The 8,399-nt window shown below is 66.5% G+C and carries 5 protein-coding genes; 3 read left to right on the top strand and 2 right to left on the bottom strand.

The window, feature by feature from the left end:
• The first annotated feature begins 288 nt into the window (after positions 1 to 288).
• On the top strand, positions 289 to 1,440 hold the full coding sequence (locus tag ACTJJK_RS22785; RefSeq protein ID WP_440731329.1) for a metallophosphoesterase: 1,152 nt from the start codon (positions 289 to 291) through the stop codon (positions 1,438 to 1,440).
• 57 nt (positions 1,441 to 1,497) lie between these two features.
• Here ACTJJK_RS22785 and ACTJJK_RS22780 read toward each other — a convergent pair whose 3' ends face one another.
• Both ACTJJK_RS22780 and ACTJJK_RS22775 read right to left on the bottom strand, forming a co-directional pair.
• A complete protein-coding gene (locus tag ACTJJK_RS22780) occupies positions 1,498 to 2,232 on the bottom strand; it encodes an FKBP-type peptidyl-prolyl cis-trans isomerase (protein ID WP_440731328.1) in 735 nt (244 codons plus the stop codon).
• 50 nt (positions 2,233 to 2,282) lie between these two features.
• Positions 2,283 to 3,944, bottom strand: coding sequence for a multicopper oxidase family protein (locus ACTJJK_RS22775; protein ID WP_440731327.1), 1,662 nt, complete (start codon positions 3,942 to 3,944; stop codon positions 2,283 to 2,285).
• 910 nt (positions 3,945 to 4,854) lie between these two features.
• Between ACTJJK_RS22775 and ACTJJK_RS22770 the strand changes: the two genes are divergently transcribed.
• A complete protein-coding gene (locus ACTJJK_RS22770; RefSeq protein WP_440731326.1) occupies positions 4,855 to 7,548 on the top strand; it encodes a PKD domain-containing protein in 2,694 nt (897 codons plus the stop codon).
• A gap of 149 nt (positions 7,549 to 7,697) precedes the next feature.
• Positions 7,698 to 8,201, top strand: coding sequence for a hypothetical protein (locus ACTJJK_RS22765; RefSeq protein ID WP_440731325.1), 504 nt, complete (start codon positions 7,698 to 7,700; stop codon positions 8,199 to 8,201).
• The last annotated feature ends 198 nt before the right edge of the window (positions 8,202 to 8,399 follow it).

Below are 8,399 nucleotides of genomic sequence, written 5' to 3'. Positions count from 1 at the left end.
ATACGGGACATCCCTGTCCCGATGAAAAACGGCCCGCATCCCTGCGGGCCGCCCTCCGGGTCTTCTATTGCCTTCGCTAGGCTCAGGCGGCGCAAAGCAACAGCAACAGCAACAGCGACAGCGACAGTTCTCGGCTTCGATCAGTGACGATTGCGCTGCTATGCCTACCCATTCCTTGGTCGCGGCTCGCGCCGCTCCTACCCTTGGCTGCGGCCATTAACGGCGCAGATGCGTCAGTGCGGTCTTAAACAGCGACAATGCCGATCAGGCGAATACACGAGCACCCCGATGACCAAACTATCCCGCCTTGCCTCCACCCTGCTGGCCCTGTCTCTGGCGGCCACGACCGCCGTCGCCGCAGGCCAGGAACGCGCGCCTGCGGCCTCGGAGAAGACAGCGGCGGCAAACACGCCGGACTTCGACGACGGCCCCTACCTGCGCTACGCAGCCGACCGCATCGAGGCGCGCTGGGTCTGCGACGGCAAGCCGGTCGAGCGCTCGTTCCCGGCCCCGCGTTGGCCGGTCGTGGTGCCGACGCAATGCGGTCATGCCGAACCGGTCTCGGTACGCGCCCCGGCCGAAGCCGAGGCCGAGGCCTCGCCGCAGGGCGTCGAGCGCATAGCCGCGCTGTCGGACGTGCACGGCCAGTACGAGCTGATGGTCCAACTGTTGCAGAACAACGGCATCGTCGACCGCAAGCTGCGCTGGCGCTACGGTCGCGGCCATCTGGTCATCGCCGGCGACGTGTTCGACCGCGGCCCCAAGGTCAACCAGGCCCTGTGGCTGCTGTACGGCCTGGAACAGCAGGCGCGTGCGGCCGGCGGCGCGGTGCATCTGCTGCTCGGCAATCACGAGATCATGGTGCTGGCCAACGACCTGCGCTACGTCAACGAAGGTTACCAGCGCAATGCCGGCCTGCTCGGCAGTTCCTATGTCGAGCTGTACGGCCCCGACACGGTGCTCGGGCGTTGGCTGCGCAGCAAGTCGGTGATCGGCCAGGTCAACGACCTGTTGTTCGTGCACGGCGGCATCGCCGCGAGCTATTTCGAATCCGGCCTGAGCCGGGCGCAGATCAACCAGCGTTATCGCGCCACCCTCGGCACGCCCAAGACCGTCTGGCAGCAGGACCCGTCGTTGATGCCGCTGTACAACGGCAAGACCAGCCCGATCTGGTACCGCGGCTACTTCATCGACCCGGCCCTGACCCAGGATCAGGTCGATGCGATCGCCGCGCGCCTAGGCGTCGGCCGCATCGTCGTCGGCCATACCTCGCACCAACGCATCGGCAGCTATTTCGACGGCCGCGTGATCGCGATCGACAGCAGCATCAAGAACGGCAAGTACGGCGAGCTGTTGCTGATCGAGCGCGGCAAGATCAGCCGCGGTACGCCCGACGGTAAGCGTTTGCCGCTGACCGCCGGCGAAGCCCTCTCCGACTGAACCAGCGCTGGCGACGCGAACGACGCTGTCGCCGCTCGCGTCATTCCCGGGCCTCGTTCAGCGCGCGATCTCGAGCAATTCCAGATCGAATACCAGGGTCGCGTTCGGTTCGATCTGGCCGGGCAATCCGGTCTCGCCGTAGGCGAGCTTCGCCGGCACCCAGAAACGGTGCTTCGCGCCCGGCGACATCAGCATCAGCCCTTCGCGCAGGCCCGGCATGATCTGGTTGAGCGGAAATTCGGCCGGGTGATCGGTGGCGTAGGTGCTCTCGAACTCGCTGCCGTCGAGCAGGCGGCCGACATAATTGACCCGCACCGTGCCGTCGGCCGCCGGCCTGGCGCCGCGGCCGGCGCGTTCGACCCGATACTGCAGGCCCGAGGCGGTTGTGACCACGCCCGCTTGTTTGCCGTTGTCGGCCAGGTAGCGGCTGCCTTCGCCTAGGTTCTTCTGCGCCAGTGCCTGTCGGCCGGCCTCGCGCTTGCGCTGCAGGTGTTCGACGAAGTCGCTGCGGACCTTGGCGACCTGCGCCTCGTCCAGACGCGGCGGTGCGCCGGCATGGGCTGCGCGCAGTGCGCTCACGACGGTGTCGATGTCGACCTCGTCCTTGATCGGCGCGAGCCGCTTGGCCATGTCGAGACCGACCATGTAGCTGACTTGCGCGCGCGAACCGTCCAGGACGGTCGGCGCGGGGGCGGCTGTCGGCTTCGCGACCGCGGCCTGTTCGGCGTCGGAACGACAGGCCGCGGGCAACAACACGAGGCACAGGACGATGGCAGGGGCGAAGCGGTTCATGGCGCGGCGTTCTCCTGGCGGTGAGCCGAGCGACGATCGGAAGGGCTGCATCAGTCGGTCACCGCGAAGGCGACCATCATGCCCATGTCCTCGTGCTCGAGGTTGTGGCAATGGATCATGTAGCGATGCGTGCCCGACAGTTCCTGGGCGAAGTCGATGGCGATGCGGACGATCTCGCCGGGCCAGATCACCACGGTGTCGTTCCAGCCGGTGTCCTGAGGATTGAGTCCCTTCGGAGCGACGGCGCGGCCGCGGATGTCGGGCGGGCTGATGCTGCGCGACACCACCCGGAAGCGGAAGCCGTGGACGTGGATGGGGTGCGGCATGCTGGTCATGTTGTTGCGTATCTCCCAGACCTCGCGGCTGCCGCGCTTGATCCGGAACATCGGCTCATGGCCGACCGTGTGCATGTTCCAGTCGTTGATGAACCAACTGCCCTCCTGATTCATGCTCAGCCGGATCGGCCGCACCGTCCAACCGGTCGTATCCGGCGGCGGCGCCAGGTCGCTCAGGCGCTCGGGCAACTTCGCCGGCGGACGTTTGGCCGGCTTAGGCGCGGTGTCGCTGCAACCGGCGATGCAGAACTGCATGAGGTCGAAGGCCTCGCCCATCGCCGCGGCGCCGGGGTGCTCGCCCATCGGGTCGGGCGCGAACGCACCGGATTCGTCCTCGTTCTCCATCGCCAGGTATTCCAGGCTGCGCAGCAGCACGCGCTCGCCGGCGGCGACCGCGCTGAAATCGACTAGCACATCGATGCGTTGCGCCGGCGCCAGGAACACGTCCTCGACCGCCCAAGGCCGCGCCAACAATCCGCCGTCGCTGCCGATCAGATGGAACGGCAGGGATTGCCCGCGATGCTCGAAAGCGAGCCGCAGCATGCGCGCATTGGCGACATTGGCGATGCGGAAGCGATACAGCGCCTGCAACACGTCGAGGAAGGGTTCAGGGGTCCAGTTGACCAGCAGCCGGTTGCCGATCCAGTCGTCGGCGCCCTGCCGATAGACGATGGCGTTGTCGGCGTTCACCTGTTTGTCGGAGATCATCAGCGGCAGATCGCGCACGCCCCAGGGCAGAGCGAGGCGCGCGGCGAGCGCACGCTCTTCGTCGTCGTCCACGCGCAGCAGGCCGGCCAGGCCGTGTTGCAACTGCGCGCCGGTGCGTCCGTGCGGATGCGCGTGGTACCAGTACAGACCGGCGCGATCGGCGACCCGGAAGCGATAGCGCTTGCCCTCGCCCGGTGCGACCGGATGCAGGCCGCTGCCGTCGTTGGCTTCGTCGACGCTGAGGCCGTGCCAGTGGATCGTGGTGTCCTCGCCGAGGCGGTTGTCCAGACTGACGTCCAACTCCTCGCCGCGGTCGATGCGCAACAAGGGGTTGATGCCAACGCCCGTGCTCGCGGCATGGGCGTAATGCCAGATCCGGGTCGGCGCACCGTCGAAGATCGGAAACGCCGCTTCCGTCGCCGCCAACACCAGCGGCGCCGACAAATGGGTTTCGGCGAGCAGGCCGGTCGCACCGGGAATGCGCAGCGGTTGCCGGAACGGTGCTGGCGCCGATGGCGTCGCCGCGTCGGCGGCCTGCGCACCGGCGTCGGCATGCGCTGCGTGCGACGTGCGGCGAGCGCGTTGCGACAGCGCATACGGCAGCGCGACCGCCGCCGCAGCGGCCGCCGACAGACCCAATACCCACTTACGGCGATTCGTGTTGACCATGGAGCGGGACACCCTCGCTAGCGATGCGTCGACGAGTCGCGCTGCCGATGCATTCGTCGTTGCACGGACTCGTTCGTCGCTGACCGATCGCAGAAAACACGACCCGCATATCGCGCCGGATCGAGTCTCCGCTGCACCTCAGTCGGCATGAATTACGGGCATCGATCACGATTTACGCGCCGTCGATGTACGCCGAAACCCCTTGATTCGCAGCGTTTGTTTCATTCTCGACGCGGCCGCGTCAAATAACCAAAGATCATGAGAAATCCGGCCATTCGCAACTGAGGTATCGGCTAGCCGCGCCGTCTGCATCTCAACAGGGGTGCACTTCAGTCATTCGATGCGAGGCAACCACCATGTCCATGAATGGCGGCGAGACCGCTCGTCCGCAATCAGGCACCGCAGTCGTCGTTGCCGGCGCCAGCAGCGCTTCGCCGACTCCGCCGATCCGGCAATGCTTCGCCCGACCCGCTGTTGTCATCGATGTCCGACACGTTGTCGTGCGGCGTTCTTCTGTTCGACGCGTCTTCGTCCGGCACGCTTTCGACGGCCCCGGCCTTCTCTCGCCGATGCCGCCTGCGGCATCCGGCCTGCCCATCGCGCTTCGCGCGGGAACCAGCGCCCCACTGCGTCGGCCGAGTCGTCGGCCGACGCATTTCTCCGCAACAACCTACACCGGTCGCCGAAACCAGGCCTGACGACGACACAGGCCTGTGCGTGCGGATCGGGCGACGACTTCAGCGCCCGGCCACCGATGCGCGGGCGACTTCCCTTCAAACACGGAAGCTAAGAGGAGACTCTGATGGCCACCCCAGGTGCAAGCGGTTTTCGCCGGCGAATCACGCTCGGCGCGTTGTTGTTGTTCGGAAGCTTGATCGGATCCCAGTCCGCGTTCGCGGCGCAGCGGACTGTGCAACTCAGCGAAGACGATGTCGTCACCAAGCGCGTGCCGACCACGCGCTCGGCGCTGTTGGCTTCGCCCGGCAACCGGGTCTGCGAAGCCGGCGCGAAATGGGTCCGGGTCGGCTTCAAGGAACTGGTGCTGCAGGGCTACGACTCGCTCAAGATCACCAGTTCCGGCGGCGACCGCTACATCTTCCAGGGCGATCACTGGAACGACCGTGCCTTCCACTCGCGCGCCTTTCGCGGCGAGTGCGTGGTCATCGAGCCGTACTTCGGCAGCCCCGACAGCCGCTACGCCGTCGACAGCTACGACTTCGGCACCAAGGACCTCAACCTGACCACGGTGACCGTGGCCGGCGCCGGCGACATCTGCGACAGCTCGCCGGCCGATTGCGGCAAGACCTCGGACCTGATCGTGGCGATCAACCCGACCGCCGTCTTCACCGCCGGCGACAACGCCTACGGCAGCGGCACCTTGTCGGAATACAACAACCTCTACCACTCGCGCTGGGGCCGATTCAAAGGCCTGACCCGGCCCACCCCCGGCAACCACGACTATCAGACCACCGGCGCAAAGGGCTATTTCGACTACTACAACGGCACGGACCAAGCGACCGGTCCGGCCGGCGATCGCAGCAAGGGCTATTACAGCTACGATGTCGGCGACTGGCATTTCATCGCCCTCAACACCATGTCCGGCGGCAGCGTCGCCTCGGCTCAGCTGACCTGGTTGAGCAACGACCTGGCCGCGAACACCAAGCCCTGCACCGCGGCGTATTTCCATCATCCGCTGATCAGCCGCGGCAATTACTCCGGCTATAGCTCGGTGAAGCCGATCTACGACCGCCTGTATGCGGCCAAGGCCGACCTGGTGATGGTCGGCCACGACCACAACTACCAGCGCTACGGCAAGATGGACGGCAGCGGCACCGCCAAGACCGACGGCTTGCGCCAGATCCTGGTCGGCACCGGCGGACGCGATTTCTACTCGCTCAGCGGCAGCCATACGCTGTTGCAGGCCAGCCAGGCCCATACCTGGGGCGTGCTCAAGCTGACCCTGACCGCGACCGGCTATACCGGCGACTTCGTGCCGGTGGCCGGCAAGACCTGGACCGACAATTTCTCCGGCACCTGCAACAAGGCGCAGACCGGCAACCTGCCGCCGGTGGCGAACTTCAATTCGGCGACCAATGGCCTGACCGCCAACTTCACCGATGCCTCCAGCGACAGCGACGGCAGCATCGCCTCGCGCGCATGGACCTTCGGCGACGGCAGCAGCTCCACCGCGACCAATCCGAGCCATGCCTACGCCAGCGCCGGCACTTACTCGGTGTCGCTGACGGTCACCGACAACGGCGGCGCCACCCACAGCGTGACCAAGTCGGTCACGGTCGTGGCACCGGGCAACGCCAATCCGGTCGCGGCCTTCACCTTCACCACCTCCAACCTGACCGCGGTGTTCACCGACGCCTCGACCGATTCGGACGGCAGCATCGCCGCACGCGAATGGAATTTCGGCGACGGCATCACCTCGACCACCACCAGTCCTTCGCATACCTATGCGGCCGCCGGCACCTACACCGTGTCGCTGAAGGTGACCGACGACGACGGCGCCACCCACACGGTGAGCAAGTCGGTGACGGTGAGCGCCGCGCCGACCGGCAACGTACTCAGCAACGGCGTGCCGGCGACCGGCATCGCCGGCGCCAAGGACAGCGAGCAGTTCTGGACCCTGGACGTGCCGGCCGGTGCGACCGGCCTGAAGTTCGTCACCGCCGGCGGCAGCGGCGATGCCGACCTGTACGTGAAGTTCGGCGCGAAGCCGACCACCGCCAGCTACGACTGCAAGTCGGACGGCAGCAGCAACGCCGAAACCTGCTCGATCGCCACCGCCCAGGCCGGCACGTATCACGTAATGATCAAGGCCTACGCGGCGATTTCCGGGGTGTCGCTGACCGGCAGCTATGCCAGCGGCCCGTCCGACGGCGTGGTCTGGAGCAACGGCGGCCTCAGCACCGGCGCCACCGCCAAGGACGGCACCGCCGCGCCCTCGGGCACGAGCTGGAGCGAGTTGCAGAACAACAACGGCAACACCGCCGAAAGCAACACCACCACCGGTTACGCCGTCAGCAACGCCACCTATCGCGTGGCCGACGATTTCGTCGTGCCGAGCGGGCAGAGCTGGACGCTGTCTTCGGTGGACGTCTACGCCTACAAGACCAGCTACAGCGGTTCCAGTTCGCCGTTCACCGCCGGCGTCCTGCAGGTCTGGCGCGGCCGGCCGGGCGATTCGGGCAGCACCTTGCTGTGCGGCAGCACCAGCAGCAACGTGCAGGCGTCCTCGACCGATGCGCGGATCTATCGCACCGGCAACAGCCTGTATCCGTCCCCGGGCAGCGCCACGGTCACCACGCGCAAGGTCTGGCGCAACCGCCTGAGCATGCCGGCGGCCTGCGCGGGCAGCGGCTTCTTCAGCGCAGGCAGTTATTGGCTGGTGTGGGGCAGCACCGACAGCAGCGCCGGCGCGCACTTCGCCCCGCCGATGACCGTCGTCGGCGCGCGCGGCCGCAGCGGCGCCAACGCCCGCCAGTACGATGTGTCGGCGGGCACCTGGAGTTCCCTGATCGATGTCGGCAACCCGTCCTCGGCACCGGACGTCGCCCAGGAGCTACCCTTCGACCTCATCGGCACGACGCAGTAAAGGGCAGGTCCGGGTCGTCGCCGTCGGCGATCCGGGCTGTCTCAAGCACGGCCATCTCGAACATGGCCACCTCAAGCATGGCTGCCCATGCATGGCCGACGCAGGCGGGGTTTCGACCTCGCCTGCGTCTTCGCGACAGAGAGACTCGAATGAAACACCGGACTTACCTCCTCACTGGCGCATCCCTCGTAGTCTTCGCCTGCTTGCTGGCCGCTTGCGAACGCCAGGGCGCGACGCCGCAGCGCGCGGCCGAAGCGCCCTCGCCGGCCGTGCTGGGCAAGGACAATACGGTCATGGCGGTATCGACCTCGCCGGCGGTGTCGATCACCGGCGTCGAACTCGGCAGCGCAGCGATGCGGCCGCAGGACCTGCCCAAACGGCAGAAGAGCTTCACCACCGGCGACACCGTGGTGGTGACGATCAAGACCGCGACCCGCGACGCGCAGGCACGCGTGCCGGGCCGTTTGAAAGTGCGCTGGATCGACCCGGCCGGCAAGGTCTTCAACGAAGAAGCCAAGCCGGTGACCTTCAAGGGCGCTGGCGTCGACGATTTCCGCGTCGCCGAGCCGATGGGATGGAAGTCCGGCAACTACCGCGTCGAGGTGTCGCTCGATGGCGGGCCGGTGGTGCAGGAGGGATTTTTCGTTCGTTAGGCTTGCGCCGCCAAATGAAGCCCCAGGCTTCAGGGTAGGAGCGGCGCGAGCCGCGACAACGTTGTGACGGTCTTGCGGCGCATCGTTGAAGCAAGACCAGGATCAGGATCAAACGCCTAAAGCTTCCGCCACTAAAGCGGCGGGTTACTTTCTTTTGTCATAAGCAACAAAAGAAAGCTAACCAAAGAAAAATGCTTT

It is taken from the genome of Lysobacter sp. 22409 (assembly GCF_052045105.1).
Taxonomy (GTDB): domain Bacteria; phylum Pseudomonadota; class Gammaproteobacteria; order Xanthomonadales; family Xanthomonadaceae; genus Lysobacter; species Lysobacter antibioticus_B.
The sequence above is the reverse complement of the archived record's forward strand: the minus strand, read 5'-3'. Positions and strand labels throughout refer to the sequence as shown.